Source organism: Streptomyces sp. Isolate_45 (genome assembly GCF_024721315.2).
Lineage (GTDB): Bacteria > Actinomycetota > Actinomycetes > Streptomycetales > Streptomycetaceae > Streptomyces.
On record NZ_JANFAK020000010.1, the window covers coordinates 65,079 to 90,330 of the forward strand.

26 protein-coding genes and 1 riboswitch are annotated in these 25,252 nt (G+C 72.4%); of the genes, 13 read left to right on the forward strand and 13 right to left on the reverse strand.

Annotated elements, in window-relative coordinates; translation table 11 throughout:
* Positions 1 to 80 precede the first annotated feature (80 nt).
* The 5 genes from NOD94_RS05895 (at position 81) to NOD94_RS05915 (ending at position 5,073) form a co-directional block, all read left to right on the forward strand.
* Positions 81 to 830 (forward strand): lysophospholipid acyltransferase family protein, encoded by a 750-nt coding sequence (locus tag NOD94_RS05895; RefSeq protein ID WP_281204665.1) that lies wholly within the window; start codon positions 81 to 83, stop codon positions 828 to 830.
* Between the two features lie 38 nt (positions 831 to 868).
* Positions 869 to 2,080, forward strand: coding sequence for a DUF5931 domain-containing protein (locus tag NOD94_RS05900; protein ID WP_281204631.1), 1,212 nt, complete (start codon positions 869 to 871; stop codon positions 2,078 to 2,080).
* A gap of 32 nt (positions 2,081 to 2,112) precedes the next feature.
* Entirely contained in the window at positions 2,113 to 2,757 is a 645-nt protein-coding gene (locus NOD94_RS05905) for a response regulator transcription factor (RefSeq protein ID WP_281204666.1), read from the forward strand.
* 177 nt (positions 2,758 to 2,934) lie between these two features.
* Positions 2,935 to 3,963, forward strand: coding sequence for a 6-phosphofructokinase (locus NOD94_RS05910; RefSeq protein ID WP_281204667.1), 1,029 nt, complete (start codon positions 2,935 to 2,937; stop codon positions 3,961 to 3,963).
* Positions 3,964 to 4,074: 111 nt separating this feature from the next.
* A complete protein-coding gene (locus tag NOD94_RS05915; protein ID WP_281204632.1) occupies positions 4,075 to 5,073 on the forward strand; it encodes a 2-hydroxyacid dehydrogenase in 999 nt (332 codons plus the stop codon).
* A gap of 13 nt (positions 5,074 to 5,086) precedes the next feature.
* On the opposite strand, the gene NOD94_RS05920 is transcribed toward NOD94_RS05915, so the two are convergent.
* A complete protein-coding gene (locus NOD94_RS05920; RefSeq protein WP_281204634.1) occupies positions 5,087 to 6,970 on the reverse strand; it encodes an anthranilate synthase family protein in 1,884 nt (627 codons plus the stop codon).
* A 282-nt stretch (positions 6,971 to 7,252) separates the two neighbouring features.
* Here NOD94_RS05920 and NOD94_RS05925 point away from each other — a divergent pair, with 282 nt between their 5' ends.
* Both NOD94_RS05925 and NOD94_RS05930 read left to right on the forward strand, forming a co-directional pair.
* The gene (locus NOD94_RS05925; RefSeq protein WP_281204635.1) at positions 7,253 to 8,608 is read left to right on the forward strand and encodes a 3-deoxy-7-phosphoheptulonate synthase class II; all 1,356 of its coding nucleotides are present in this window, start codon (positions 7,253 to 7,255) and stop codon (positions 8,606 to 8,608) included.
* Between the two features lie 127 nt (positions 8,609 to 8,735).
* A complete protein-coding gene (locus NOD94_RS05930; RefSeq protein WP_281204636.1) occupies positions 8,736 to 9,017 on the forward strand; it encodes a (2Fe-2S)-binding protein in 282 nt (93 codons plus the stop codon).
* A 43-nt stretch (positions 9,018 to 9,060) separates the two neighbouring features.
* Here NOD94_RS05930 and bfr read toward each other — a convergent pair whose 3' ends face one another.
* Entirely contained in the window at positions 9,061 to 9,540 is a 480-nt protein-coding gene (gene bfr / locus NOD94_RS05935; protein WP_281204637.1) for a bacterioferritin, read from the reverse strand.
* Between the two features lie 173 nt (positions 9,541 to 9,713).
* Here bfr and NOD94_RS05940 point away from each other — a divergent pair, with 173 nt between their 5' ends.
* Positions 9,714 to 10,346: a sulfite oxidase-like oxidoreductase gene (locus tag NOD94_RS05940; RefSeq protein WP_281204638.1), complete on the forward strand. Its 633-nt coding sequence runs from the start codon at positions 9,714 to 9,716 to the stop codon at positions 10,344 to 10,346.
* Positions 10,347 to 10,393: 47 nt separating this feature from the next.
* On the opposite strand, the gene NOD94_RS05945 is transcribed toward NOD94_RS05940, so the two are convergent.
* The 6 genes from NOD94_RS05945 to thiO all read right to left on the reverse strand — a co-directional run bounded on the left by NOD94_RS05945 (position 10,394) and on the right by thiO (position 16,186).
* On the reverse strand, positions 10,394 to 10,930 hold the full coding sequence (locus NOD94_RS05945) for a DUF4396 domain-containing protein (RefSeq protein WP_281204639.1): 537 nt from the start codon (positions 10,928 to 10,930) through the stop codon (positions 10,394 to 10,396).
* Positions 10,931 to 11,025: 95 nt separating this feature from the next.
* Positions 11,026 to 11,934, reverse strand: a complete 909-nt coding sequence (locus tag NOD94_RS05950; protein WP_281204668.1) for a deoxyribonuclease IV — start codon at positions 11,932 to 11,934, stop codon at positions 11,026 to 11,028.
* A gap of 20 nt (positions 11,935 to 11,954) precedes the next feature.
* Positions 11,955 to 13,865 carry a Stk1 family PASTA domain-containing Ser/Thr kinase gene (gene pknB / locus NOD94_RS05955; protein WP_281204640.1) on the reverse strand — a complete coding sequence of 637 codons (1,911 nt, stop codon included), beginning with the start codon at positions 13,863 to 13,865 and terminating at the stop codon, positions 11,955 to 11,957.
* Between the two features lie 148 nt (positions 13,866 to 14,013).
* A complete protein-coding gene (locus NOD94_RS05960; protein ID WP_281204641.1) occupies positions 14,014 to 14,814 on the reverse strand; it encodes a thiazole synthase in 801 nt (266 codons plus the stop codon).
* Between the two features lie 5 nt (positions 14,815 to 14,819).
* Entirely contained in the window at positions 14,820 to 15,020 is a 201-nt protein-coding gene (thiS, locus tag NOD94_RS05965; protein WP_281204642.1) for a sulfur carrier protein ThiS, read from the reverse strand.
* Positions 15,017 to 16,186, reverse strand: a complete 1,170-nt coding sequence (thiO, locus tag NOD94_RS05970) for a glycine oxidase ThiO (RefSeq protein ID WP_281204643.1) — start codon at positions 16,184 to 16,186, stop codon at positions 15,017 to 15,019. The genes thiS and thiO overlap by 4 nt, the downstream gene beginning before the upstream one ends.
* A riboswitch (TPP riboswitch) is annotated at positions 16,184 to 16,296 on the reverse strand. Its footprint overlaps the gene before it by 3 nt.
* Positions 16,297 to 16,452: 156 nt before the next feature.
* Here thiO and NOD94_RS05975 point away from each other — a divergent pair.
* The 5 genes from NOD94_RS05975 to NOD94_RS05995 all read left to right on the forward strand — a co-directional run bounded on the left by NOD94_RS05975 (position 16,453) and on the right by NOD94_RS05995 (position 20,819).
* Complete coding sequence (locus tag NOD94_RS05975; RefSeq protein ID WP_281204669.1) at positions 16,453 to 17,619, forward strand: FAD-dependent oxidoreductase; 1,167 nt, start codon at positions 16,453 to 16,455, stop codon at positions 17,617 to 17,619.
* Between the two features lie 129 nt (positions 17,620 to 17,748).
* On the forward strand, positions 17,749 to 18,114 hold the full coding sequence (locus tag NOD94_RS05980) for an Rv2175c family DNA-binding protein (protein ID WP_281204644.1): 366 nt from the start codon (positions 17,749 to 17,751) through the stop codon (positions 18,112 to 18,114).
* Between the two features lie 71 nt (positions 18,115 to 18,185).
* Positions 18,186 to 18,842: a thiamine phosphate synthase gene (gene thiE / locus NOD94_RS05985; RefSeq protein WP_281204645.1), complete on the forward strand. Its 657-nt coding sequence runs from the start codon at positions 18,186 to 18,188 to the stop codon at positions 18,840 to 18,842.
* A gap of 82 nt (positions 18,843 to 18,924) precedes the next feature.
* Entirely contained in the window at positions 18,925 to 19,839 is a 915-nt protein-coding gene (metF, locus tag NOD94_RS05990; RefSeq protein WP_281204646.1) for a methylenetetrahydrofolate reductase [NAD(P)H], read from the forward strand.
* Positions 19,840 to 19,889: 50 nt separating this feature from the next.
* Positions 19,890 to 20,819 carry a hypothetical protein gene (locus tag NOD94_RS05995; RefSeq protein WP_281204647.1) on the forward strand — a complete coding sequence of 310 codons (930 nt, stop codon included), beginning with the start codon at positions 19,890 to 19,892 and terminating at the stop codon, positions 20,817 to 20,819.
* A gap of 28 nt (positions 20,820 to 20,847) precedes the next feature.
* Here the strand turns inward: NOD94_RS05995 and NOD94_RS06000 are convergent, their stop codons facing one another.
* The 5 genes from NOD94_RS06000 to NOD94_RS06020 all read right to left on the reverse strand — a co-directional run bounded on the left by NOD94_RS06000 (position 20,848) and on the right by NOD94_RS06020 (position 25,128).
* Positions 20,848 to 22,305, reverse strand: coding sequence for an NAD(P)/FAD-dependent oxidoreductase (locus NOD94_RS06000; RefSeq protein WP_281204648.1), 1,458 nt, complete (start codon positions 22,303 to 22,305; stop codon positions 20,848 to 20,850).
* A 9-nt stretch (positions 22,306 to 22,314) separates the two neighbouring features.
* On the reverse strand, positions 22,315 to 22,962 hold the full coding sequence (locus tag NOD94_RS06005) for a DUF4126 domain-containing protein (protein WP_281204649.1): 648 nt from the start codon (positions 22,960 to 22,962) through the stop codon (positions 22,315 to 22,317).
* Between the two features lie 146 nt (positions 22,963 to 23,108).
* Positions 23,109 to 23,510 carry a DUF3040 domain-containing protein gene (locus NOD94_RS06010; RefSeq protein WP_281204650.1) on the reverse strand — a complete coding sequence of 134 codons (402 nt, stop codon included), beginning with the start codon at positions 23,508 to 23,510 and terminating at the stop codon, positions 23,109 to 23,111.
* 291 nt (positions 23,511 to 23,801) lie between these two features.
* Positions 23,802 to 24,560: a methyltransferase gene (locus NOD94_RS06015; protein WP_281204651.1), complete on the reverse strand. Its 759-nt coding sequence runs from the start codon at positions 24,558 to 24,560 to the stop codon at positions 23,802 to 23,804.
* Positions 24,561 to 24,636: 76 nt separating this feature from the next.
* Positions 24,637 to 25,128: an SAV_6107 family HEPN domain-containing protein gene (locus tag NOD94_RS06020; RefSeq protein WP_281204652.1), complete on the reverse strand. Its 492-nt coding sequence runs from the start codon at positions 25,126 to 25,128 to the stop codon at positions 24,637 to 24,639.
* Between the last annotated feature and the right edge of the window lie 124 nt (positions 25,129 to 25,252).

Here is a 25,252-nt window from a genome sequence, read left to right on the forward strand (position 1 = left end):
GTAGGGCCGCTCCGGGCGGAGGCAGGGGATAGGGTCTGTTCGACAGACACAGGAAGGCTTTCGAGTTGATCTACGGCGCAATGAAGTTCTCCATCGGCGGGTCCCTGAAGCTCGCCTTCAGGCCGTGGGTGGAGGGCCTCGAAAACATTCCCGCGGAGGGGCCGGCGATCCTCGCGAGCAACCACCTGTCCTTCTCCGACTCCTTCTTCCTGCCGGCCGTGCTCGACCGGAAGGTGACCTTCATCGCGAAGGCGGAGTACTTCACCTCCCCCGGGGTCAAGGGCAAGCTGACGGCCGCCTTCTTCAAGGGCGTCGGCCAGCTTCCGGTGGACCGTTCCGGCGCGCGGGGTGCGGGCGAGGCCGCGATCAAGAGCGGCATCGACGTCATCGAGCGCGGGGAACTGTTCGGTATCTACCCCGAGGGGACGCGTTCACCCGACGGCCGCCTCTACCGCGGCAAGCCCGGTGGACTGGCCCGGGTGGCGCTCGCCACCGGTGCGCCCGTGATCCCGGTCGCGATGATCGACACGGAGAAGATCCAGCCGCCCGGCAAGGTGGTCCCGAAGCTGATGCGTCCGGGCATCCGGATCGGCAAGCCGCTGGACTTCAGCCGCTACCACGGCATGGACGGGGACCGCTTCATCCTCCGCTCGGTGACCGACGAGGTCATGTACGAGATCATGAAGCTTTCCGGCCAGGAGTACGTCGACATCTACGCGACGGCCGCCAAGCGGCAGATCGCCGACGCCGAGAAGGCCGAGAAGGCCGCCAAGGCGGACAAGGGCGACAAGGCCGACAAGGGCGAACAGCAGGACCGGGTCGCGGAGTAGGCGGGCGGCGGACGTACCGCCCGCGGGGGGTGGGGGAGATGGCGAAGCGCGAGCGCGTCGTACGCATGTCGGTCGAGCAGCCGCTGTGGCAGGCCCTGACGGCCTACCGGCTGCTGACCATGGTCTACGCGGTCCTGCTGTTCGCCTTCTCCCACGAGGAGTTCGAGCGGCCCGTGGTCGCGATCGGCTACCTCTGCCTCCTCGCGGTCTGGACGCTCGCCACCCATCCGAAGGTGGCGAACGCGGCCGGCTGCACCAAGCGCTTCCTCGGCGCGGACCTCACCGTCGCGCTGACCGGGATCCTGCTCACCCCGCTCGCCGACTCCCACGAACGGATCGCGGGCGGCGGCCCGACCCTCCCCAGCATCTGGACCGCGGGATCGGTCCTCGCCTTCGCCATCAAGGGCGGCTGGCGCTGGGCCGGTTTCGCCTCGTCCTTCGTGGCCGCCGCCAACCTCGTCATCCACGCCGGCGAGCCCACCCGCGACACCCTCCACAACGTCCTGCTGGTCTGGGTCGCGTCCATCGCGATCGGCTACGTCGTCGAGGTCGCCCGCGCCAGTGAGGCGACCCTCGCCCGCGCCCTGGAGATCGAGGCGGCCACCCGGGAGCGCGAGCGCCTGGCCCGCGACATCCACGACGGGGTCCTCCAGGTCCTCGCCATGGTCCAGCGGCGCGGCACCGAGCTGGGCGGCGAGGCCGCCGAGCTGGGACGGATGGCCGGGGAGCAGGAGGTCGCCCTGCGCACGCTGGTCTCCAGCGGGCTCGTGCACCCCTCACGGGTCTCCCGCGACGAGTCCCTCGGCGCGCTCGTCGACACGTACGAGGTGGACGAGCCGGACGCCGGGTCCGGCGAACTGGACCTGCGCTCGCTCCTCGCCCCGCACGCCGGGTCGAAGGTGAGCTTCGCCGAGCCGGGCGCGCCGGTGATGCTGCGGGTGCCCGCGGCCCGGGAACTGGCCGCGGCGGTCTCGGCCGCCCTCGACAACGTGCGCAAGCACGCCGGGGAGGGCGCCCGGGCCTGGATCCTGGTGGAGGACTGGGGCGACGAGGTGATCGTCACCGTCCGGGACGACGGCCCCGGCATCCCGTCCGGCCGGCTGGACCAGGCGGAGGGCGAGGGCAGGATGGGCGTGGCCCTGTCCATCCGGGGCCGGCTGCGTGACCTCGGCGGCAGCGCCGAGCTGGTGTCCGTCCCCGGACAGGGCACCGAAGTGGAACTGAAAGTACCGAGGGGGAGGACCCAGTGAACGCGCCGAACGAACTCCAGGACATCAAGGTGATGGTCGTCGACGACCACCCGATGTGGCGGGACGCGGTCGCCCGCGACCTGGCCGCCGCCGGGTTCGACGTCGTGGCCACGGCCGGCGACGGGCCCGAGGCGGTGCGCCGCGCCCGCGCCGCGGTCCCGCAGGTGCTGGTCCTCGACCTCAACCTGCCCGGCATGCCCGGGGTGCAGGTCTGCAAGGAGCTCGTCGGCGCCGATCCGGCCCTGCGCGTCCTCGTCCTGTCGGCCAGCGGGGAACACGCGGACGTGCTGGAGGCGGTGAAGTCCGGCGCGACCGGCTACCTGCTGAAGTCCGCCGGCGCCCAGGAGCTGATCGACGCGGTCCGCCGCACGGCCGCCGGCGACCCGGTGTTCACCCCCGGCCTGGCCGGCCTGGTGCTCGGCGAGTACCGGCGGCTGGCGACCGACCCCGCCCCGGCCGCCGCCGACGAGCCCAAGGCGCCGCAGCTGACCGACCGGGAGACCGAGGTCCTGCGGCTGGTGGCCAAGGGGCTCTCGTACAAGCAGATCGCCGAACGCCTGGTCATCTCGCACCGCACGGTGCAGAACCACGTCCAGAACACCCTGGGCAAGCTCCAACTGCACAACCGGGTGGAGCTCGTCCGGTACGCCATAGAGCGTGGACTCGACGACGCCTGAGCGGACCGGCCGACCCGCCGCATTGCGCGAACCGGGTGTCGAAGGTCGTACTTACGTCCTCGTACGAGTGAACCCGTGTACGCAACGCCCTGTAATTCCACCTGAATTGCCCTCGCCCGGCCCCTTGTTGTGACCTGGGTCACCACTAGCGTGGCCGTCATGGCGAAGGGAGATTCCATGAAGGTCGGAGTGCTCACGGGCGGCGGCGACTGCCCCGGACTCAACGCGGTGATCAGAGCCGTCGTCCGCAAGGGCGTGCAGGAGTACGACTACGGGTTCGTCGGGTTCAAGGACGGTTGGCGCGGGGCCGTCGAGGGCAACACCGTGCCGCTCGACATCCCCGCGGTCCGGGGCATCCTCCCCCGGGGCGGCACGATCCTCGGGTCCTCGCGCACCAACCCGTTCAAGACGGAGAACGGCGTGCGCTCCATCAAGGAGAACCTCGCCAAGTTCGAGGTCGACGCCCTCATCGCGATCGGCGGCGAGGACACGCTGGGCGTGGCGGCGAAGCTGTACGAGGAGTACGGCATCCCCTGCGTCGGCGTCCCCAAGACCATCGACAACGACCTGTCGGCCACCGACTACACCTTCGGCTTCGACACGGCCGTGGGCATCGCCACCGAGGCCATCGACCGGCTGCACACGACGGCCGAGTCCCACATGCGGGTCCTGGTCGTCGAGGTGATGGGCCGGCACGCCGGCTGGATCGCCCTGCACTCGGGCCTCGCGGGCGGCGCCAACGTCATCCTCATCCCCGAGCAGCGCTTCGACATCGACAAGGTCTGCGCCTGGGTCACCTCCCGGTTCAAGGCGAGCTACGCCCCGATCGTCGTCGTCGCCGAGGGCGCGATGCCGACCGACGGCGAACTGGTCCTCAAGGACGCCACCACCGACTCCTTCGGGCACGTCCGCCTCTCGGGCGTCGGGGAGTGGCTGGCCAAGGAGATCGAGGCGCGGACCGGCAAGGAGGCCCGTACGACGGTCCTCGGGCACATCCAGCGCGGCGGCACCCCGAGCGCCTTCGACCGCTGGCTGGCCACCCGCTTCGGGCTGCACGCCGTCGACGCCGTGCGGGACGGCGACTTCGGCAAGATGGTCGCGCTCAAGGGGACGGACATCGTCCGGGTGCCGATCATCGAGGCCACCTCGAAGCTCAAGACGGTGGACCCGTCGCTCTACGAGGAGGTCGGCGTCTTCTTCGGCTGAACGGGCCGGGATTCCCGACGGTCCCGAGCGGCTGGGTCGCCGGGCGGGGCCGGACCGTGGGTCGTATCGTGACGGACGACCCATGGTCCGACAAACCGTACGGGAGCACGCGTGGAGATCCTCGCCTTCGGAGTGACCGCCGACGAGAGGCCGCTCCTGGAGCGCGCCTTCGCGGGGGAGCACGAGGCCCGCTGCCTCGAAGTCTTCCTGACCGAGGACACCGCGCCCATCGCCGCCGGGTACGAGATCGTCTCCTCCAGCGTCAACGCCGACCTGAACGCCCGCGTCCTGCACATCCTCGCCGCCGGCGGCACCAGGATGATCGCCCAGCGTTCCACCGGCTTCAACAACATCGACCTGGACGTGGCCGCCCGGCTCGGCATGACCGTCGGGCGGGTCTCGTACTACTCGCCCTACTCCGTGGCCGAGTTCGCCTGGACCCTGGCGATGGCCGTGAACCGGCGGATCGTCCGCGCCTCGATCCGCACCCGCGACTTCGACTTCCGGCTCAACGGACTGATGGGCCGCGACATGCGCGGCCGCACCGTGGGCGTCCTCGGCACCGGCAAGATCGGCGAGGCCTTCACCCGGATCGCGCACGGCTTCGGGATGAACCTGCTCGGCTGGGACGTCGCCGAGAACCCGGCCTGCACGGCCCTGGGCATGAGGTACGTCGACAAGGACGAACTGTTCGCCTCCTCGGACCTGATCAGCCTGCACGTGCCGCTGCTGGAGTCCACCCACCACGTCATCGACGCGGCCGCCCTGAAGGCGATGCGCGACGACGCGATCCTGGTGAACTCCAGCCGCGGCGGACTGATCGACACGGAAGCCCTGGTCGCGGAGCTGCGGGCGGGCCGCTTCAGCGGGATCGGCCTCGACGTGTACGAGGCGGAGGCCGGGGTCTTCTTCCTCGACAAGTCCCTGGAGGCGGTGGAGGACGACACCCTGGCCCGGCTGGTCACCTTCCCGCACGTGGTCGTCACCTCCCACCAGGCCTACTACACGAGCGACGCGGTGGGCCAGATCATCGAGACCACCGTCCGGAACGTGGCCGACTACCTCGCCGGCCGCCGCTCCGAGAACACCCTGGTGCCCGGCCCCGCCTGACACGGGGCACCCCTCACACCGCCGTCGCCCGCACCCCGCTCAGGAGGTCGCGCACCAGCTCCACGCCGCGCAGCGTCAGGACCGACTCGGGGTGGAACTGGACGCCCGCCACGCCCGAGGCCGCCGACCGCAGGGCGTGGACCTCGCCCGTCGCCGGGTCCCGGGACACCTCCACACCCTGCCCGGCCAGGCGCGCGGCCAGGTCTTCGCCGCAGTGCGCGGTGTACGTGTTGTAGAAGCCGACCACCTCCTCGGCCCCGAACAGGTCGACGCGGGTCTGCGCGCCCTGCGCGGGCTCCGCCTTGCGGACGAGCGGCAGACCCAGCTCGGCCGCCAGCAGTTCGTGGCCCAGGCAGACGCCCAGGATCCCGCCGCGGTGCGTTGCCAGCAGCTCCGCGGTCAGCGCGCGCAGCATCCGCATCCTCGGGTCGTCCGCGTCCGTCGGGTTGCCGGGCCCCGGGCCCAGGACGACCGGGCCCTCCCAGGCGGCGGCGGCCGCCCGCAGGCCCGGGTCGTCGTAGCGGCGTACGGTCACCTCCAGGCCGGTCACCCGCAGCAGGTGCGCCAGCATCGCGGTGAAGGTGTCCTCGCCGTCCACCACCAGGGCGTGCCCGGTGACCTCCGCCGGGCGGTCCTGCATCCGCAGCCAGAACGGGGCCAGGTCCCGGCGCCGGGCCGCGAGGGCGTCCCGCACGCGCGGGTCGTCGGCCAGCCGGGCGCCGTCGAAGGCCGGCCGGGGCGCGGCCTTCCGGACGCCGAGCGCGGCCAGTACCCCGGCGGCCTTGGCGTGGGTCTCGGCGACCTCGCCGGCCGGGTCGGAGTGCCGGACCAGGGTGGCGCCGACCGCCACCCGCAGGGCGCCGTCCGCGGCGATGTCGGCGGTGCGGATCAGGATGGGGGAGTCCAGGGTCTGGCCCCCGGCGGCGTCCGTGCCGAGGAGCGCCAGCGCCCCCGCGTAGTAGCCGCGGCCGCCTCTCTCGTACCGCTCGATGACCCGGCAGGCGTTCTGGACGGGCGAGCCCGTCACCGTCGCCGCGAACATGGTCTCCCGCAGCACCTCCCGGGCGTCCAGCGAGGACCGACCGCGGAGCTCGTACTCGGTGTGAGCGAGGTGGGACATCTCCTTCAGCCGGGGGCCCACGACGACCCCGCCCATGTCGCCGACGGTGCACATCATCTTCAGCTCCTCGTCGACGACCATCGACAGCTCCTCGGTCTCCTTGCGGTCGCCGAGGAAGGCGAGCAACGAATCCGCCGTCGGACCGCCCGCGGGATAGCGGTACGTGCCGCTGATCGGGTTCATCACGACGGTGCCGCCCGACATCCGTACGTGGACCTCCGGACTGGCCCCGACCAGGGTGCGGTCCCCGGTGTGGACGACGTACGTCCAGTAGGCGCCCCGCTCGCCCTCCAGCAGCCGCCGGAACAGGGCCAGCGCGTCCGCCCGGCCGAAGCCGTCGATCCGGCCGCCGTAGGTGCGCCGGATCACGAAGTTCGCGCCCTCGCCGCGGCCGATCTCGTCGCGGATGACCCGCTCCACGGTCGCCGCGTACTCCTCGTCACCGACGTCGAAGCCGCCGCCCGCGACCCGCACCTCGTGCGCGGGCAGTGCGGCCAGCGCCTCGGCGAGCGGCACCTCCCAGGCCTCCTCGGCGGCCAGCACGCTCAGCGGGGTGCCGTCGTCGCGTACGTCGAAGCCCCGCTCGCGGATCTGCCGGAACGGCACGAGGGCGAGGGTGGGCAGCGGGCCGACGGGCAGGTCGGCGAGCCGCTCGACCTCGTGGACCGGACCGACGAGCACCTCGACGGTGTCGTGGTCACGGCCCGGGGTCCGCCGGCGCAGCAGCGCGAACGGCGGGGCGGAGTCGTGGAGCAGGCGGCTGAATCCCGTGGTCATGGTGGGGCGTCCTTCCGGAGGGAGGGACGGCCCGGGCTCCTGCGCGGTGTCTGTCGCACCACATGCGGAAGGCCGCCCCTCGGGGCGGCCTTCGCGTCACTCGTACGTGTCAGTGGGTACGCGCGAGGTGTGGGCCGCCGGAAGCGGGCCACCACCAGTTCTGGTTCGAGTGCGCGTACATGCCGCCGACCCTAACCCACAGCGCGTACATCGGGGGAGACGGCCGTCTCACGTATTGGGCAACGGGCTGGACGGCACGTATGACGCCGTAATGTGTACGAGGTGACCGTGAACGCTGAAACCCAAGCCCCCGCCGCCAAGGCGACCTGGCGAGACCTTCCCGCGGCGCAGCAGCCTTCGTACCCCGATGCCGAGGCTCTGCGCGCTGTCGTCGCGGACCTCGAGTCGTATCCTCCGCTCGTTTTCGCGGGTGAGTGCGACCAGCTGCGTGCCCGTCTGGGAGCCGTCGCCAAGGGCGAGGCGTTCCTGCTCCAGGGCGGCGACTGCGCAGAGGCCTTCGACGGTGTGTCCGCCGACCACATCCGAGCCAAGCTGAAGACGCTGCTCCAGATGAGTGCCGTCCTGACGTACGCGGCCTCCGTGCCGGTCGTCAAGGTCGGCCGCATCGCCGGCCAGTACTCCAAGCCGCGCTCCAAGGACACCGAGACCCGCGACGGCGTCACCCTGCCGACCTACCGCGGCGACTCCGTCAACGGCTTCGCCTTCACCGAGGCGGACCGCATCCCGGACCCCGAGCGCCTGAAGCGGATGTACAACGCCTCCGCCTCCACGCTCAACCTGGTGCGCGCCTTCACCACCGGTGGTTACGCCGACCTGCGCCAGGTGCACGCCTGGAACCAGGACTTCGTGAAGTCCTCCCCGTCCGGGCAGCGCTACGAGCAGCTCGCGCGGGAGATCGACAACGCCCTGAACTTCATGAAGGCCTGTGGCACCGACCCGGCCGAGTTCAAGGCCGTCGAGTTCTACGCCTCCCACGAGGCGCTGCTCCTCGACTACGAGGGTGCGCTGACCCGCACGGACTCGCGCACCGGCAAGCTGTACGACACCTCCGGCCACATGGTCTGGATCGGTGAGCGCACGCGCCAGCTGGACCACGCGCACATCGAGTTCTGCTCGCAGATCGCCAACCCGATCGGCATCAAGCTCGGCCCGACGACCACGGTCGACGAGGCCCTCACGTACGTCGACCGCCTCGACCCCGAGCGCGAGCCGGGCCGGCTGACCTTCGTCGTCCGCATGGGCGCCGACAAGGTCCGCGACAAGCTCCCCGAGCTGGTCGAGAAGGTCACCGCCTCCGGTACGACCGTCGCCTGGGTCACCGACCCGATGCACGGCAACACCTTCGAGGCCGCCTCCGGCCACAAGACGCGCCGTTTCGACGACGTGCTCGACGAGGTCAAGGGCTTCTTCGAGGTCCACAAGGCGCTGGGCACCCACCCGGGCGGCATCCACGTCGAGCTCACCGGTGACGACGTCACCGAGTGCGTGGGCGGCGGTGACGAGATCTTCGTCGACGACCTGCACCAGCGCTACGAGACGGCCTGTGACCCCCGGCTCAACCGCAGCCAGTCCCTGGACCTGGCGTTCCTGGTCGCCGAGATGTACCGCGACCAGTAGGGATCACTCAGTACCTTCGTACGACGATGGGGCGCGGATCGATGTGATCCGCGCCCCATCGTCATATCGAGGGCTTTTAGGGTTGCCTAACTTTGGGTACGGTTAGGTAAGCCTCACCGAATAGGGGATGGCTGCCGAACCGTTCCTCGCCAGGGAGGTGAACCGCGTGTACGTCTGCTCTTGTTTCGGGATCACCGACAAGCAGGTCAAGGACCACGCGGCTGCCGGGGCCTGTACCCCCCGCCAGATCGCCTCCGCCACCAAGGCCGGCACCGACTGCGGCTCGTGCGTGCGCACCATCCAGGGCCTCCTGGGCCGCGGGGCGTGCCCGCGCCGGGAGCTGCTGGACCAGGGCAGGACGGCCGCCGTCCTCTCGGCCGACGAGCCCGCGCTGGCCGAAGCGGCCTAGCTCGCCCCGCCCGACCCTCCGGCCCGGTTCAAGGCCTGTCGGACTAGCTCTCCGGCTGCTCGATCAGCTGCGCGATGTACAGCGGCTCGCCGATGCTCTCGATCAGTTCCAGCTGGGTGTCGAGGTAGTCGATGTGGTGCTCCTCGTCCTCCAGGATCTCCTCGAAGAGCCGCGCCGAGGTGACGTCACCCTTGCCGCGCATGACCTCGATGCCGCGCTTGAGGCGGTCGATCGCCTCGACCTCGACCTGTCGGTCGGCCTGGAACATCTCCGTGAGGGTCTGACCTACGCGCACGTGGAAGAGGCGCTGGTAGTTCGGCAGACCGTCGAGCATCAGGATGCGCTCGGTGATCTTGTCCGCGTGCTTCATCTCGTCGATGGACTCGGCACGGGTGTAGTTGGCGAGCTTCGTCCAACCCTTGTTGTCCTGGATGCGGTAGTGCAGCCAGTACTGGTTGATGGCGGTGAGTTCGCCGGTCAGCTGCTCGTTGAGAAACTCGAGGACCTCGGGGTCGCCCTGCATCGCAGAAGCTCCTTCCAAGCAATGTCAGCTAAGTGACTGGGCAGGTGCGCGCATCCTTGCACCGCCGCCGGAGGTCGTCCAGTAAGTGCCTCCTTAGTGGGAGTTGCCGGGACTTGCCCGAATAGGCACGGACCTGGTCATCACCACCCTGCCCAGTCTGTCACCATGGAGACATGGGTCAGCCGGAAAACCGGGAATCACCGGGAGCAGAGCAGCTTGAGCTCCCACCGGGACAGCGGTTGCAGCGAGGCTGGCCCGTCACCCACTACGGTCCTGTACCGAAGTTCAAGCCGGAGCGTTGGGAGTTCCGCGTCTTCGGCGCGACCGCCGACGGCGAGAAGCGTTGCTGGAACCACGAGGAGTTCGCGGCGCTGCCGTTCGACTCGGTCGTCGCGGACCTGCACTGCGTCACCAAGTTCAGCATGCTGGGCGCCGAATGGGGTGGGGTGCTCGCGCGCACCCTCCTCGAACTGGCGCCCCCCGCCCCGCAGGTCACGCACGTGATGGTGTGGGCCGAGTACGGCTTCAGCTCCAACATGAGACTCGCCGACTTCGCCGCCGAACGGACCGTCTTCGCCACCCACATGGGCGGCGAACTGCTGACGGCCGAGCACGGATTCCCGCTGCGCCTCGTGGTCCCGCACCTGTACGCGTGGAAGGGCCCCAAGTGGGTCCGCGGCATCGAGTACATGACCGCCGACCGTCGCGGCTTCTGGGAGGAGCGCGGCTACCACAACATCGGCGACCCCTGGCGCGAGCAGCGCTACTCGTACCAGGAGGAACCGGGCGACGGCCCGGAGCTCTAGGGCCTGTCGGCGAACTCCCGGGCCCCGCCGTCACCTCCGGATCGCGGTCAGTGGTGGTAGCGGTGGACCACCGCGTGACCCTTGCCGCGGCCGATCATCCACTTGTTCACCGGCACGGTGATCACGAAGGCGGCGGCCAGCGCGATGGCCAGGACGATCCAGAACAGCGGGTCCGCCAGGTGCGCGTCCATCGCGCCCGGCCACAGCGCGATCACCCCGTTGTCGATCAGCTCCATGACCGCGATCGAGAGGGTGTCCGCGGCCAGCGCCACCCGGACGGCCGAGCGGAAGCCCACCCCGGCCGCGAGGATCCCGCGCAGGGTCAGCGCGTAGCCGAAGACGAACGCGAGGATGATCGCGAGGATCATCGTCGGGACGTTGCCCCAGCCCAGCGCGGTTCCGATGACCATGCCGAGCACCTCGCCGATGGCGCATCCGGTGAGGCAGTGCAGGGTGGCGCGGGCCGCGGCGGCCCAGGTGACCTTGCCGCCGGTGGTCGGATGTTCGTGGCCGGGGCCGTGCCCCGGTCCGTGGGCCGCGTCGTGCTCGTTGCCGTGTTCGTGGTGCGCGTGCGCGTGTTCCATGACCAAGCCCCTCGCATGCGAAACGCCGGTATGCGGTTCCGTCCCCGTGACAGAACCGTATACCCCCCTGGGGTATTCCTCAAGGAACCCGTGGATCAGTGGAGATCGCGCAGCTCCTTCAGCAGGGCCACGTCCGCCGCGTGCCCCTCCTTGCCGCCGGGCGTCTCGATGATCAGCGGCACGCCGGCCGTCTCGGGGTGCGAGAACAGCTCGCCGAAGGCCTCGCGGCCGATGTGGCCCCGGCCGATGTTGGCGTGCCTGTCCTTGTGGGCGCCGACGCCCTCCTTGGAGTCGTTGGCGTGGATCAGCTTCAACCGGCCCGGCCCGACGGTGTCCACCAGCAGGTCGAGCGTCTGCTTGGTGCCGCCGGGCTCGGCCAGGTCGTGACCGGCCGCGAAGATGTGGCAGGTGTCCAGGCAGATCCCGAGCTTCGGGTGGTGGTCGAGCGCCTCGAAGTACGGCCCGAAGTCCCAGGTCCGCGAGCACAGCGAGGAGCCCTGCCCGGCCGTGGACTCCAACAGCAGGTAGGGGTCGTCGTCATGGGTCAGCTCGTCCAGCAGCGGCAGCATGTGCTCCCTGACCTGCGCGTACGCCGCATCGCGCGGGCGGCCGCCGGTCGCCGAGCCGGTGTGGACGACCACCCCGAGCGCGCCGATCTCCCGGGCACGGCGCAGCGAGTGCCGCAGTGACTCCACGGACCTCTCGACGGTCGCCCCGGTGTGCGAACCGAAGTTGATCAGGTACGGGGCGTGCACGTACGCGGGTACGGAGAGCTCGGCGCACCGCGCGCGGAAGAGCTCGTCCTGCTTCGGGTTTCCCGTCGGCGTGGCCCAGCCGCGCGGGTTGGCGACGAAGACCTGGACGGCCTCGGCGCCCATCTCGGCGGCGTACGGCAGGCCGACCGAGGCGAGCCCGCCGGCGACGGGCACGTGCCCGCCCACCGGGTTGCGCGTCGCCGCCGCGTCGCGGGAGGTCGCCGGAGGGGTCGGCGTCGAGGGGGTCACCGTGGGCGTGACGGACGGGTTCACAGGCCCCTCGTCTTCACCGTGATCGTGCTGCCCTCGGGGGCGTTCAGGCCGCCGAGCACCGACTGGGACTCCACCGTGTTGCTGAAGGAGAGGAACGGACGGTCCACCTTGACCTTGAAGCCGAGGCCCTCCAGCGTCCCGCGGGCCGCGTCCACGTCCTGGCCGGTCACGTCCGGTACCTGGACCTGGCGGGGTCCCTTGGAGAGGGTGAGGGTGACCGTGTCGCCGGCGGCCGCCTGGGCGCCCGCGAGGACCGACTGGTTGGCCACCGTGCCGGGCGCCGAGGGCGAGTTGACCTGCTCGGGGGCGGTCTTCACGGTGAGGCCGAGGCCCTCCAGCGCTTCGCGCGCCTGGTCGACGGTCCGGCCGGTGACGTTCGGCACCTGGACGGGTCGGCCCTTGCTGACGATCAGCGCGACGGCCGTGTCCGGAGCCCGCCGCTGGCCGCCCGCCGGATCCGTACTGATCACCGAGCCCTGGGCGACGTCCTGGCTGAAGGCCTGTGTGACGATCCCGGGGGCCAGGCCCACCTTCGTCAGCTCGGCCTTCGCCTCCTCCAGCGGTCGCCCCTTGAGGTCGGGCACGCTGACGACCTCGGGGCCGCGGGAGATGGTGAGCGTCACCGCGCCGTTCCCGCGGATCCGCTTGCCGCCCTCGGGGTCGGTGTTCATCACCGTCCCGCGTTCGAAGGCGTCGCTGAACTTGCGGTCGATCCGCTTCACCCCGAGTCCGGCCGCCGACAGCTGCGACTTCGCCTGCTCCTCCGACTTGCCGAGCAGGTTCGGGACCTTCGTGAACTGGCCGGAGCTGATGTACCAGACGCCCGTGCCGAGACCCAGGGCGAGCAGCACCCCCGCGACGATCAGGAGCGGCCCGCGCCGGGGTGCGCGCGGAAGCCGCCGGGTGGGCGGTGCGGCGGCCGCGGGCGGCGCCGCCTCCAACCGCGAGGTGTGCAGCACCGGCTGCTGCACGTCCACCGAGCGGGGGATCACCCCCGTCCTGTCCTCCGCCGCGCTGCGCGCCTGGGCCCGCGCCTGCGGCGGTACGGCGTCCAGCTCGGCCTCGCCGAGTCCGTCGCGGGCGCCGCGGGCCAGGCCGAGGAGGGCGGCGGCGTCGGAGGGGCGCAGCTCGGGGTTGCGGGCGGTGGCCTGCGCGACGAGGGCGTCGAGGCCGGCCGGAAGGCCGGGGACGACGGCCGACGGGGGCGGAACGTCCTCGTGGAGGTGCTGGTAGAGCACCTGGGCGGGGCTGCCGCCGTTGTGCGGCTTGCTGCCCGTGAGCATCTCGTAGAGCACGACGCCGCAGGCGTACACGTCCACGCGGGTGTCGGTGATCCCGTTCTCGATCTGCTCGGGCGCCAGGTAGGAGACGGTGCCGAGGACCGAGCCGGTGGTGTTCGTGACCGAGCCCACGGAGCGGACCAGCCCGAAGTCGGCCACCTTGACGCGGCCGTCGTCCCCGATGAGCACGTTCTCGGGCTTCATGTCCCGGTGCACGAAACCGGCCCGGTGGGCGGCGCCGAGGGCGGCGAGGACCGGTTCGAGGATGTCGAGGGCGGCCCGCGGCTGGAGCGCGCCGCGCTCGCGGAGCACGTCGCGCAGGGTGCAGCCGGAGACGTACTCCATGGCGAGGTACGTGTACGGGCCGTCGGTCCCCTGGTCGAAGACGGCGACCACGTTGGAGTGGGCGAGGCGGGCCACGGACTTGGCCTCGCGGATGAAACGGTCGACGAAGGCGCCGTCGGCGGCGAGCGCCGGATGCATCACCTTCAGCGCCAGGACGCGGTCGAGGCGGGTGTCCACGGCCCGGTAGACCGTGGCCATGCCGCCGGCCGCGATGCGGGCATCGATGCGGTAGCGGCCGTCGAGCACGCGCCCGACGAGGGGGTCATCCAGGGTCGTATCCACCCGGCGATTCTACGAGCGCCCGCCGCGCCACCGGCGCGGGTGGGGGTGGTTGCAGCGCAGCTGTGACGCACGTCCCCTTCCGGGCGCCCCGCTCCGGGGCGCCCGCCGACCCCGGCCGACCCGCCCGGCCGGGGCCCGTACCCCCGGGTCAGGTGGTGAAGGCGGGGCGTTCCGGGTCGAGTGCGGCGCGGCCCTCGACGGGGGAGGAGGCCTCGGCGAAGCGCCGCTGCGGGATGCGTCCCGCCCGGTGGGCGAGACGTCCCGCGGACACGGCGTCCCGCATGGCCGCGGCCATCAGCACCGGCTCCTGCGCCCGGGTCACGGCGGAGGCCAGCATCACGCCCGCGCAGCCCAGCTCCATGGCCAGCGCGGCGTCCGAAGCCGTTCCGGCGCCCGCGTCCAGGATGACCGGGACGCCGGCCCGCTCGACGATCAGCTCGAAGTTGTGCGGGTTGCGGATCCCCATGCCGGAGCCGATGGGGGACCCGAGCGGCATGATCGCCGCGCAGCCCACGTCCTCCAGCTTCCGGGCCAGCACCGGGTCGTCGTTGGTGTACGGCAGGACGGTGAAGCCCTCGTCCACCAGGACCTCGGCCGCGTCGAGCAGCTCGACGCCGTCCGGCAGGAGGGTGCGCTCGTCCGCGACGACCTCCAACTTGATCCAGTCCGTGCCCAGGGCCTCCCGTGCCAGCCGGGCCGTGAGCACGGCCTCCCCGGCGGTGAAGCAGCCCGCCGTGTTCGGCAGGACGGCGATGCCGAGCTTCGTCAGCACCGACAGGACCGAGCCCTGCACCGTCGGGTCCAGGCGCCGCATCGCCACCGTCGTCAGTTCCGTCCCCGACGCGGTCAGCGCGCGTTCCAGGACGTCCAGGCTCGGGGCCCCGCCCGTGCCCATGATCAGGCGGGAGGAGAAGGTCCGTCCGCCCAGCGTGAAGAGGTCGTCCGCCATCGCCGTCAGCCTCCCTGGACCGCGGTGAGGACCTCGACCCGGTCGCCGTCGTCCACCGGGGTGTGCGGCCACTGCCCGCGCGGGACGACGGTCTCGTTGAGGGCGGCGGCGACCCCCTTGGGCGCCCGGGTCAAAGTGGCCACCACCGCGTCGAGGGTGGTGCCGGCCGCGACCTCGCGCGGCTCGCCGTTGACGGAGATGGTCATGCGTAGGACTCCTGACGCGTGGGGGAGAAGCGGCGGGGGGTGAAGGGGCGGGCGATCTCCGGCACGACGCCGGTGGCCAGCAGCTCCGCCATCACGTCCCCGGTGAGGGGGGTCAGCAGGACCCCGTTGCGGTAGTGGCCGGTGGCCAGGTGGAGGCCCGGCAGCTCGGTGGGGCCGAGCAGCGGCGCGTTGTCCGGCGAGCCGGGACGCAGCCCCGCCACGGTTTCGACCAGCGGGAGTTCGGTGATGCCGGGCACCAACTCGTGGGCGTCGCGCAGCAGCTCGTAGACCCCGCCCGCGGTGACCGTGGTGTCCCAGCCGAGTTCCTCGCTGGTGGCGCCGACGACGAGCTCGCCGTTCTCGCGCGGCACCAGGTAGACGTGGCTGCCGCGCACGACCGCCCGTACGGTCCGCGACAGGAACGGGCCGTACGCGGCCGGTACCGACAGCCGCAGCACCTGCCCCTTCACCGGCCGTACCGGAACGGCCACCTCGGGCGGTACGCCGGCCAGCCGGCCGCTGAGCGAGCCCGCCGCCAGGACCACCTGGTCGGCGAACAGCTCCGTACCGTCGTCGAGGACGGCGCCCGCGGCGCGGTCCCCGGTGGTGACGAGCCGGGCCGCGCGGCCCCGGCACAGGGTCACCCCGGACCGCTCGCAGGCGGTCAGCAGGGCGGACGCGAGGCGGCGCGGGTCGACCTGGTGGTCCCCGTCGACCCGCAACCCGCCGCGCACCCCGGGCGCCAGCATCGGCTCCAGGCGGCGGCACTCGCGGCCGGTGAGCCACTCGGACTCCAGCCCGCAGCGGCGCTGGAGCGCGTGCAGCTCGCGCAGGTGGAGGCGGTCGTCGGCGTCGAGGGCGACGGCCAGGGTGCCGCAGGCCCGGTAGCCGATGTCCGTGCCGCCGGTGGCCTCGGACAGCTCGGCGGCGAAGTCCGGGTAGCGGGCGGCGGAGGCCACGTTGAGCCCGAGCAGGGTCTCCTCGCCGTAGTGCAGTTCCGTGACGGCGGCCAGCATGCCCGCCGCGACCCGGGCCGCGCCGCCGCCCGGGTCCGGATCGGCCAGCACGACGCGCAGGCCGCGCCGGGCCGCCCGCCAGGCGGTGACCAGGCCGATGATCCCGCCCCCGATGACGAGGACGTCGGATCCCTTCCGAGATGAGTGCATGGGCGTCCAGCCCCTCCCTTCGCCGGCATGACCCGGATCAGGTTCGTACGGTCGGAGGCCGGCCAGCCTCCCTCTCAGCCCGGTGCGCCCGGACTCCCGCGATAGGTACGGTGGCCAGACTAACCCCGTGGCCGATGCCGGGTAAGGCTGCCTCCCCCGGGCTCCCGCACCCGCTATTCCTGACGAACCGTCAGAGAACTAGGCTGGGACGCGTGAGCGAGCAGACGCAACAGACGAACCCCGGTGTCGTGATCGTCGGCGCCGGAATGGCCGGGGTGCAGACCGCGGTGGCCCTGCGGGAACAGGGCTTCACCGGCCCCGTGACCCTGCTGGGCGCCGAACCCCACCAGCCCTACGACCGCCCCCCGCTGTCCAAGGCGGTGCTGCTCGGCAAGGCCGAGGACTCCGCCTTCGACATCGACTTCGAGGGCCTCGACATCGAGCTGCGGCTCGGCACCGAGGTCACCGGCCTGCGGCACGCCGAGCGCGAACTGGACACCGGGGCGGGACCCGTCCCGTACGGGGTCCTCGTCCTGGCCACCGGCGCGCGACCGCTGACCCTGCCCGGCTCCGACGGCGTCCCCGGCGTGCACCTGCTGCGCACCCTCGACGACGCCGCGCGGCTGCGGCCCGTCCTGGCCGCCGCCCCCGCCACCGTCGTCGTCGGGGCGGGCTGGATCGGCGCCGAGTTCGCCACCGCCGCCCGCGCGGCGGGCTGCGCCGTCACCGTCGTCGAGGCGGCGGACCGGGTCCTGGCGGGCGCCCTCCCGGCCGAGGTCGCCGCCCCGATGGCCGACTGGTACGCCGAGGCGGGGGCCGAGCTGATCACCGGCGCGAGGGTGGCCGGCATCGGCGAGGGCCGGGTCCGGCTGGCGGACGGCCGCGAACTGGAGGCGGGCGCCGTCGTCGTCGGCATCGGCGCGCGCCCCGCGACGGACTGGCTGGCCGGGACCGGGATCGACCGCGGCCCCGACGGCTCCGTCACGGCGGACGCCCACCTGCGCACCACCCTCCCCGGGGTGTACGCCGTCGGAGACTGCTCCTCCTTCCCGTCGGCCCGCTACGGGACGCGGCTGTTGGTCCACCACTGGGACAACGCCCTCCAGGGCCCGCGCGCCGTCGCGGCGAACATCCTGGCGGGGGGGCCCGTGCGGGCCTACGACCCCGTCCCGTACTTCTGGTCGGAGCAGTTCGGCCGCTTCGTCCAGTACGCGGGACACCACGCCGGCGCCGACACCCTGCTGTGGCGCGGCGACCCCGGCGACGCCACCTGGTCGGTGTGCTGGCTCCGGGACGGCCGCCTGGTCGCCGTCCTGGCCGTCGGCCGACCGAGGGACCTCGCGCAGGGCCGCAAGCTCATCGAGTCCGCCGTCCCCGTGGACCCGGCCCGGGTGGCGGACCCCGCCACCCCGCTGAAGTCCGCCACCGTCTGACCCCCGGCGACGGAGCGGGCGGAGCGGAGCGGGGGAATCCACCCCGCGCCGCCCGTGCGGGAGGCGGCCCGGCCCCCGGACGGACGGGCCAGGTACCGGCGGCCCGTCCGAGATGGCAGGCTTGTGTCCGTGACCGAGATTGACGCAAAGATCGATGCCCTTGTCCCCTCCTGGCTGCACCTCCCCGACATCGCGGAGATGCTCGACGTCGAGGTGACCCGGGTCCGCCAGATGGTCAAGGAAGGCCAGCTCATCGCCGTACGCCGGGGCGAGAACCGCACGCTGCAGGTTCCGGCCCAGTTCATCGACGGCGACAAGGTCGTCAAGGGGCTCGTGGGCCTGCTGACCGTGCTGCGCGACGACCGCTTCTCCGAGGAGGAGATCCTGGAATGGCTCTTCACCGAGGATCCGACCCTGCCCGGCAGCCCCGTGCAGGCGCTGAGCGAGAATCGCGGCACGGAGGTGAAGCGCCGCGCTCAGGCGCTCGCCCTCTGATGAGCTGATCCACAGGTGTGCGGGCCGGTCCCGCCGGTCCGCACACCGCCACCACCACGGGGGGTACACCCATGCAACAGCTGTCCGATGCCCGGCTCTACCTCTGCACGGACGCCCGGAAGCGGCAGGGTGACCTCCCCGAGTTCCTGGACGCCGTCCTGGCCGGCGGCGTGGACATCGTCCAGCTCCGGGACAAGGGAATGGAGGCCGGCGAGGAGCTGGAACACCTCCAGGTCTTCGCCGAGGCGGCCCGCCGCCACGGCAAGCTCCTCGCGGTCAACGACCGCGCCGACGTCGCGCACGCCATCGGCTCCGACGTCCTGCACCTCGGCCAGGGCGACATCCCCGTCCCGGCCGCCCGCGCCATCCTCGGCGGCGGCGTCCTCATCGGCCGGTCCTGCCACTCCGAGTCCGAGGTCGACGCGGCGGCCGCCGAGCCCGGCGTCGACTACTTCTGCACCGGCCCCTGCTGGCCCACCCCCACGAAGCCGGGCCGCCACGCCCCCGGCCTCGACCTCGTCCGCCACGCCGCCTCCCTGCGCCAGGACCGCCCCTGGTTCGCCATCGGCGGCATCGACGCCGGCAACCTGGACGAGGTCCTGGACGCCGGCGCCACCCGCGTCGTCGTCGTACGGGCCCTCACCGAGGCGTCCGACCCCGGCGCGGCCGCCGCGGACCTCGCCCGGCGCGTCCGCGCCCGCGCCGAGGCCGAGGTCGCCGCGGGCTAGAGCCGCCTCCGGGGTGTCCAAAAATGTGTCCAATGGATGGACGCGGCTTCGGTGTCCGCCGAGCCGCGTCTAACCTGCCCGTATGGCCCTTGGTACCGCTTCCACCTGGTCGGACCGTGCACACACGGTCCGGGACCTCATCGCGTCCGGGTGCTCGTACTCATTCGAGTTCTGGGCCCCCAAGACGGAGAAGGGCGAGCGCAACCTCTGGAACGCGCTCCGCCGGATCGAGGCGGTCTCCCCGAGCTTCGTCTCGGTGACCTACGGGGCAGGCGGCTCCACCCGCGGCGGCACCGTCCGCGCCACCCAGCAGATCGCCGCCGACACCACCCTGACCCCCGTCGCGCACCTCACCGCCGTGGACCACTCGGTCGCCGAGCTGCGCCACGTCATCGGACAGTTCGCGGACGCCGGGATCCGCAACATGCTCGTCGTGCGCGGAGACCCGCCGGGCGACCCGATGGGCGAGTGGGTCCCGCACCCGCAGGGTGTGCACTACGCGGCCGATCTGGTCCGACTGGTCAAGGAGTCGGGCGACTACTGCGTCGGCGTCGCGGCCTTCCCCGAGATGCACCCCCGCTCGTCCGACTGGGACACGGACATCCGGCACTTCGTGGACAAGTGCCGCGCGGGCGCCGACTACGCGATCACCCAGATGTTCTTCGATCCGGAGAATTATCTGCGGCTGCGCGACAGCGTCGCGAAGGCGGGCTGCGAGACCCCGATCATCCCCGAGGTCATGCCCGTTGTGGCCGTCAAGCAGCTCGAACGGCTGCCCCAACTCAGCAACGCGGTCTTCCCCGCGACTGTGAAAGAGCGCATGCTCGCGGTCAAGGACGATCCCGCCGCTGTACGCTCCATTGGCATCGAGTTCGCCACGGAGTTCTGCGCGCGGCTGCTGTCCGAGGGTGTACCAGGACTGCACTTCATCACGTTGAACAATTCCACGGCGTCCCTCGAAATCTACGAGAACCTGGGCCTGCACCAGCGGGCCTGACCGGCCATTCCCCGTTCCCGTGCGGGCGGCCGTACCGAGAGGGGCCACGCATGGGAATGACGGTCCTCTACATCGCGTTCGGTGTCGTCGCGTTGTGGTTGCTTGCCGAGGTCCTGATGCAGTACAAGGCCCGGCTCCGCTGGCGCCTGCTCGCCTTCACCGGGTTCCTCGGCGTCGTGGCGGGGGTGCTGCTGCCCTCCGTGTACGTGATCGGCGCGGGCGCCGTCGCCTTCGCCCTGGGCCAGACCCTGGTGACGCTGTCCTTCCGCAAGGGCTTCGTGGCCGGCTGGTCGCTGCGCAAGAGCGGGGAACCCGCACCGCAGGAACAGGGCCGGCGCCGCCGCTCCGGGAGCGCACCGCGCCCGGACGCCGGGCTGGAGGTGACGGCGCTGGAATACGGATCCCAGGGCCCGGACGCCACCCACGAGAGCCACGACGACCGGGACGACCGGGACGACCGGGACGTGGACTCCACGCGGGTCTTCACCCCGGAGCCGGTCCCCGAGGACACCGGCTCGTACGGCATACAGAGCTTCGCCCCCCGCCAGGGCGACGGGCCCGCGCCCTACGGCCGGCCCGAGCAGGACGCCCACCAGTACGCGGCGTACTACGAGCAGCAGCAGGGCCGGCAGGGCTACGACTACCCGGGCGGCTACCCGACCGGCGAACAGCAGGTCTACGCCGCCTACTCGGACCCGTACATCGGCACCGGCGGCACGGTCGCCCCGCCGACCTACGACTACTCCGGCTACGCCCAGTACGACCCTGCGCAGCAGCAGTACTCGACGGACACCCCGCCCGGCGGCGTCTGGGTCCCGCAGCAGCGGGCCAACGAGGCGCAGCCCCCGTACCCGGGCCAGGACGGCGGCCAGGAGCAGCAGCCCCCGCAGGGCTACCCGTACCAGGGCCGGCAGGGGAACCAAGGCAATCAGGGCAACCAGGGCAACGGCACCGGCGAGTACGAGCAGTACCGCTACTGACGACCGCCCGCAGGGCCCGGTTCCGGGGTCACTGCGACCCCCGGAACCGGGCCCCCTCCACGATCAGCCCGGCCACCAGGGCCCCGGTCATCCCGGCGTGCGCGAGCCCGCCGCCCGGGTGGGCCCAGCCGCCCGCGAGGTAGAACCCGGGCAGGGCCGTCGTGTTCGCCGGGTAGAGCAGCCGGCCGCCCGCCCCCGCGAGGGCCGGCGGGGGCACGGCCCCGCCGAGGGCGCCGGTCGCCGCCTCCACATCGGCCGGGGTGCGCACCTCGTGCCACAGCAGCCTCTCCCGCAGCCCCGGAACCGCCCGTTCGGCCGCCGCGAGCAGCTCCTGAACCCCGGGGACGCCCTGCGGTGCCCGCGGGTCGCACACGGCGCTCACGGTGACGGCCTCGTGGTCCGCGTCGGGCCGGGTCGTCGGGTCGTCGGGACGCAGGACGGTGACCGGCCCCGCGCCGGAGCCGGGCCGGTGGGCCCCGTCGCGGTGCACCAGCGTGCGGTGCACGGCGTCCGCCGGACGGGCCCCGCGCAGGGCGAGCATCAGGGTGACCCGGCTGGGTACCCCGGCGCCCCGGGCCGGAACCGCGTCCGGGGCCCAGGCGGGGGAGCCGGGCGGCAGCTGCCTCGGGTCGATGCCGCAGACGACCAGGTCGGCCTCCTCCTCGGTGCCGTCGTCGAGCAGCAGCCCGGCGGCCCGGCCGTCCCGCGTCAGGACGTCCCGTACGCCCGAGTCGAAGACGAACTCCACCTTGCGTTCCAGGCAGCGCTCGTGGACGGCGGTCGCCAGGGCGCGCAGGCCGCCCCGGACGTACCAGCTGCCGAAGGTCTGCTCCATGTACGGCAGCGCGGCGGCGGAGGCGGGGGCGGTGCCGGGATCGATGCCGTACGCCTCGACCCGGGCGGTCAGCAGCTCGGCGAGCCCGCCGCCCAGCTCGCGCCCGGCCACCTCGGCCAGGGTCGGCGGGCGGCGCCGCAGCAGACCGCTCCCGCGCAGCGCCGGGTACGGGTCACGGCCGAGCGCCTGCCAGTCGGGGCGCAACGGCTCCTCCAGCAGGGGGCGGCGGGTGGCGTCCCAGGTGTCGCGGGCGCGGCCCAGCACGGCGTTCCAGCGCTCGCCCGCGCCCCGGCCGAAGGCCTCGTCCAACGCGGCGGCGACCCCGCCCCGCGAGTTGCCGGGGAGGGTGACGGTGGTGGCGCCGGGGCCTTCGCCGAGGACGTGCCGGACGGCCGGGTCCAGCTGGACCAGGTCGACGTGGTCCTCCAGGGGCCGCTTGCCGGTCTTGATGAACAGGTCGCGGTAGACGGCGGGCAGGTGCAGCAGCCCGGGGCCGGTGTCGAAGGCGAAGCCGTCGCGCCTGTGGCGCCCGACGGAGCCCCCGTAGTCGGGTCCGCGTTCGTGGACCGTGACCCGGTGCCCCGCCACGGCCAGCCGGGCCGCCGTCGCCATCGCGCCCATCCCGGCGCCGATCACCGCAATTCGTGCCATGGGCTGAGCCTATCGAGGGAGGTCGGGGGGCCGATCCGGTGGTGCCCCGGTGGCCGCGCGGACTTCGGCGCCGAGCCGTCTCTCCTCGCGGCGCTGGGCGCGCCGGCGCAGGAATCGGCGGATCCGGGTCCACAGGTAGAACACCGTCGCCAGGCCGGCGACCAGCAGGACGGCCGCGATGATCGCGGCGGCCTGGGGGTTGAACATGGCGAAGGTGATGATCGCGCCGACGCCGAGGTCCTCGGCCGTGCTCATCACGATGTTGCTGACGGGCTCCGGTGAGGTGTTGATGGCCATCCGGGTGCCGGCCTTGACGAAATGGCTGGCCAACGCGGTGGAGCCGCCGACCGCGCCTGCGGCGATGTCCGACAGGGAGCCGGTCTGTCCCGCCAGCAGGGCGCCGACCACGGCCCCGGACAGCGGTCGGATGACCGTGTGTACCGAGTCCCAGAGCGAGTCCACGTAGGGGATCTTGTCGGCCACGGCCTCGCAGAGGAACAGGACGGCCGCCGCGATCAGGACGTCGGGGCGTTGCAGCGAGGCGGGGACGTCGTCGCTCAGTCCGGTCGCGCCGAAGATGCCGAGCAGGAGGATCACGGCGTACGCGTTGATCCCGCTGGCCCAGCCGCTGGTGAAGACCAGGGGGAGCACACTCACCCGGTCATCATGACGCAGGCGGCCCACCCCGGCAGGCGCAGGACGCGACGGGCTTCACCGCACAGGGCCGCACACGGCTCGGGGGGACGGCCGAGGGGACGGCCGCCATCGGGCGGCCGTCCCCTCGGTCATGAGTCGTCGTGGGGCTACTGCCCCTGTTCGTCACGGCGGCGCTGCCACCGTTCCTCGATCCGGGTCATCATCGACCGACGCTGTCGGCTGCGGCCGTGGGCCGAGCCGTCTGCACTTCCGGAGACGGGCTGCTCGCCAGGCTTGGGTGCCTTGCGCCAACCGGTGACCACGAGGACCGTACATCCCAGCATGACGAGGAAACCCACCACGCTGATCCAGAGCACGTTCGGCACGATCACACCGGTCATGAGGAGCGCGATACCCACCACAATGCCTGCGACTGCCTGGTAGACCCGTCGCCGGGTGTACGTGCGCAGTCCACTACCCTCAAGCGCTGTCGCGAACTTGGGGTCTTCGGCGTACAGCGCTCGCTCCATCTGCTCGAGCATTCGCTGCTCGTGCTCCGAGAGCGGCACGGGAGTCCTCCTCATCCGTCGGTCGCGGGGGTAGCGACCAGGGGTCCCCTTCAGGATAGGCGGGGAATCGCCCCCGTGACACCCGCCCTCTACGCCACATTCTGCGAATCCACCGTGCCGGTAAAGCACGGTGTCAAATCTGTGTGTCAAACCGTACCGTCGCCAGCGCGGTCACTGAGGCGCTTATTCCCCAATGAGCAGTCCGCCATGCCGACCGGTGCTTCCGATCATACGGGGAGGAGCGCCGGATGGGAGGGTGTGCGGCCGAGGCCGTCCCCGCATGCCCGCAGATCAGGCGGGCTTCTCGCCCAGGACGTGCAGTTGCGTGGCGACCGCGTGGAAGGCGGGGAGCTCGGCCGCGGCCTCCTCCAGACGCAGCAGCGCCTCCACCGCACCGGGTTCGGTGTCCACCAGGACGCCGGGGACCAGGTCGGCGAAGATCCGCACGCCGTGCACCGCGCCGACGGCGAGGCCGGCTCCGCCGACCAGCTCGCCGAGCTGCTCGGCGGTGAAGCGGCGCGGCACCGGGTCGCCGGAGCCCCAGCGCCCGGCCGGGTCGGTGAGCGCGGTACGGGCCTCGGTGAAGTGCCCCGCCAGCGCCCGGGCGAGCACGGCCCCGCCGACGCCGGAGCCGAGCACGCTGAGGACGCCGCCGGGGCGCAGGGCCGCGACCGCATTGGCCACGCCCTCGGCCGGGTCGTCCACGTACTCCAGCACCCCGTGGCAGAGCACGACGTCGTACGCGCCGCGCTCGACCACGTCGAGCAGGCCCTGCGCATCGCCCTGGACGCCGCGCACCAGATCGGCGACGCCGGCCTCGGAGACCCGGCGCTCCAACCCGAACAGCGCGTTCGGGCTGGGGTCTACCACGGTCACCCGGTGGCCCAGGTGGGCCACCGGCACGGCGAACTTGCCGGTGCCGCCGCCGGTGTCCAGTACGTCCAGCACGTCCCGCCCGGTCGCCTTCACCCGGCGGTCGAGGGCCTCCCTGAGGACCTCCCACACCACGGCGGTGCGGAGGGAGGCGCGGGGGCGGGAATTGTCCGACACGGCTGATGACTCCTCGGCGCGTTTGGGTGGGGGAGCAGTGCGGTCCCCACCCTATGGCCTCGGACAGCCGGGCAGGTCATCCCGCCTCCGGACGCTCCGGTCCCGGTGTCCTCGGCAGCGGCAGGGCCTGCGCCACGGGCTGCAGCGCGAGCATCCGCTCGACCAGTCGCAGGAACATGCCCGCCTCCCGCACCAGGTCGTCCGCCTGACGGCCGGTCGCCGCGTCCCGTATCCCGGCCTCGGCCCGCGCCCGGCGCGCCGCGCCGGAGGCGAACAGGGCGCTCCACTCCGTCAGCTCCGGCGCTATCTCCGGGAGCACCTCCCACGCGCTGCGGATCCGGGGCCTGCGCCGCGGGTGGACCGGCTCGGGGCGCCCGCGCGCGGCGAGTACCGCCGCGGCGGCACGCAGTGCCGCGAGGTGGGCGGTGGCGTACCGCTCGTTGGACCGGGGCAGCAGGGCCGCCTCGGCCAGGCCGCTGCGGGCCTTGGCGAGCAGGTCCAGGGCGGCCGGTGGTGCGGCCGACCTGCGCGGGACGGGGTGGACAGGGGACGGGGACGGTGTGGCCATGACGAACCTCCTGTCGTTGCGTGGTGCTCGGCGGTGGTGCGGGTACGCGCGCGGTGCGCACGTGCTCCTCCATCGTGACGGCCCCCACTGACAATCGTCCTGACCTGCGCTTATGCCCCCAAAG